The organism is Endozoicomonas sp. SESOKO4, assembly GCF_024606275.1.
Map to the genome: position 1 here is coordinate 1 of NZ_JAHHPS010000234.1, position 2,636 is coordinate 2,636.

The 2,636-nt window shown below is 50.9% G+C and carries 3 protein-coding genes; all 3 read left to right on the forward strand.

The window, feature by feature from the left end; translation table 11 throughout:
- Positions 1-261 (forward strand): hypothetical protein (locus tag KDK16_RS04390; RefSeq protein WP_257255255.1); only part of this gene is annotated, 261 nt, incomplete at its 5' end.
- 105 nt (positions 262-366) lie between these two features.
- Positions 367-2,199, forward strand: a complete 1,833-nt coding sequence (locus tag KDK16_RS04395) for a hypothetical protein (RefSeq protein WP_257274855.1) — start codon at positions 367-369, stop codon at positions 2,197-2,199.
- Positions 2,200-2,304: 105 nt separating this feature from the next.
- Positions 2,305-2,636: hypothetical protein (locus tag KDK16_RS04400; protein WP_257255253.1), on the forward strand; the 332-nt coding region annotated here is incomplete at its 3' end.

The window sequence follows — 2,636 nt, forward strand, 5'->3', positions numbered from 1 at the left end:
TGTGACTTGACCGTGGTCGGTGAAGATGGCCAGCCGAAGCCATGCGGAAAGGTCTGGAAGAATACTCAAGCCCTTAAGGATCACAAAAGAAGAGGCCACTCCAAACAATCAACCTGTGACGTGACTGTCGTTCGGAAGGATGGCCAGCCGCGGCCATGCGGAAAAGTCTGCAAGAATGCTCGAGTCCTGTCATATCACAAAAGAATGCATCGAAAACGCAAGTCTCCTGTTGTGGACCAGAACGATTACCTCAGTCCTTGATCTGACAACCGCCGTTTCATAAGGTTTTCTTGATCTATCCTTGCTCTGTAAAAGCCAGAATGCAGGGATAGAATTATTAAACACTCACTCTTTGCGGCACTACGTTTGCTGTTACTGACGTTGTCTGTCGCCTGTCAGGCCGAACCGTTGACAGAACGTTTTATTGTCGACACCAAAGACACTCATCTATGCTCTAACCCTTATTCATGGGCATCTTTAGAAGTGTTTGCCGCTGTCTGTTCGCTTTTAAAAAACTATTGGAACCCCCATTCACCGTCGTTTAACTGGATGGAACTACGGGGGGCGAGTCAGGATCACCCGTTTGCGATCACTACTATGATGCCTGGTTCTGGAAACAACCAACAACCCAGCCTGCCATCAGAATCATCCGGGCAGGAAGCCCGGGAGGCCCTCCCCCAACCTATAGGCTTTTTCACTAGCCGACTGTATTCTGACTCTGGTGGGGATGGCGGAGGCCCTGAACAACATCCACATACTTTAGGTTTAAATTGTTTCGTCCATCCCTGTCATGGCACTTGTCAATTCCGGCAGTCTTCCGATTTATCCGAAAGCAGAGCGCCGGATTGTGAAGAAAGTTCGACAGATCACACATTAGCATCACCCGGGCAAAGCTCATGCCCTCATTTGGCCGATAGATACTGCTCTATTTGCAACCCTGTTAACGGGGTTGCCTCAGACGGGATCGGCATAGACTCAGTGGTTGCAGGGACAATCGATAAAAAAGTCCCCGCCAGGAAAGCCATTTGCAACTTGATCATATTCGGGGAGGATGGCCGACTGCTGCAATGCGGGAAGGTCTTCAAGACTGCGAAATCATTTTCGGTTCACAAAAGCAACTACCACACCGGGCAAAAAACCTGTGACCTGACTGTGGTCGCAGAGGATGGTCAACTGCAGCCGTGCGGGACGCTCTGCAAGAATGCTAACGCCCTGTCGTACCACAAAAGCAGAGACCACACGAGTCAACAAACCTGTGATGTGCCCGTGATCGGCAGCGATGGTCTGCAACGGCCCTGCGGGAAGACCTGCAGAAATGCCGTAGCTTTGTACGTTCACAGAAGCGGACAACACACCGGGAAAAAGACCTGTGACTTGACAGTAATCGTGGAGGATGGCCAGCCGCGGCCATGCGGAAAGGTCTGCAGAAATGCCGCAGCTCTGTACATTCACAAAAGCGGACAGCACACCGGGCAAAAAGCCTGTAATGTAGCCGTAATCGGTGAGGATGATCAGTCTCGGCCATGCGGAAGGGTCTGCAAGAATTTTCAAACCCTGTTGAATCACAGAAAAAGAGACCACGGCAGGCGGCAAACCTGTAATGTGTCCGTGACCGGTAAAGATGGTCTGCAACGGCCCTGCGGAAGGGTCTTCAAGACTGCCAACAGCTTGTCGGCTCACAAAAGTGGGTACCACAGCGTGCAACAAACCTGTGACATGACCATGACCGGGGAGGATGGTCAGTCGCGGCCATGCGGAAAGATCTGCAAGAATCTTCAAACCCTGTCGAATCATAAAATCAGAGACCACACCGGGCAACAAATCTGTGACGTGACCGTGGTTGGGGAGGATGGCCAGCCGAAGCCATGCGAAGAAGTCTGCAAGAATGCTAAAGCCCTTTCGTATCACAAAAGAAGAAACCACACCGGGGAACGAACCTGTGACGTGAACGTGATTGGGGAGGATGGTCAGTCGCGGCCGTGCGGGACGGTCTGTAAGAATGCTCACGCCCTGTCGAATCACAAAACCGGATACCACAGCAAACAAAAAAACTGTGACGTGACCGTGGTTCGCAAGGATGGCCAGCCGCAGCCATGCGGGAAAGCCTGCAAGAATACTAAAGCCCTTTTGAATCACAAAAGAATGCATCTAAAACGCAAGTCTCCTGTTGTGGATCTGAACGATGACCTCAGTCCCTGATCTGACAACCGCCGTTTCATGCTGTTTTCTTGATCTATCTTTGCTCTGAACAAATCAGCATGCAGGGATAGAATTATTCAATACTCAATCTTTGTGGCACCGCGGTTGCTGTTACTGACGTTGTCTTTCGTCTGCCAGACCGAACCGTTAACAGAACGTTTTATTGTCAACACCAAAGACACTCCAATATGCTCCAACCCTCATTCAGAGATATCTGTAAAAGTGGTTGCTGTTGTCGGCTTGCTCTTAAAAAGCTATTGGAACTCCGATTCACCGTCGTTTAACTCGGTGGAACTCCCGGGAGCGAGTCAGGATCACCCGTTTACGATCACTACTATGATGCCTGGCTCTGGACACAACCAACAACCCGGCCCGCCATCAGAATCATCCGGGCAGGAAGCCCCGGAGGCCCTCCCCCAACCTATAGGCTTTTTCAC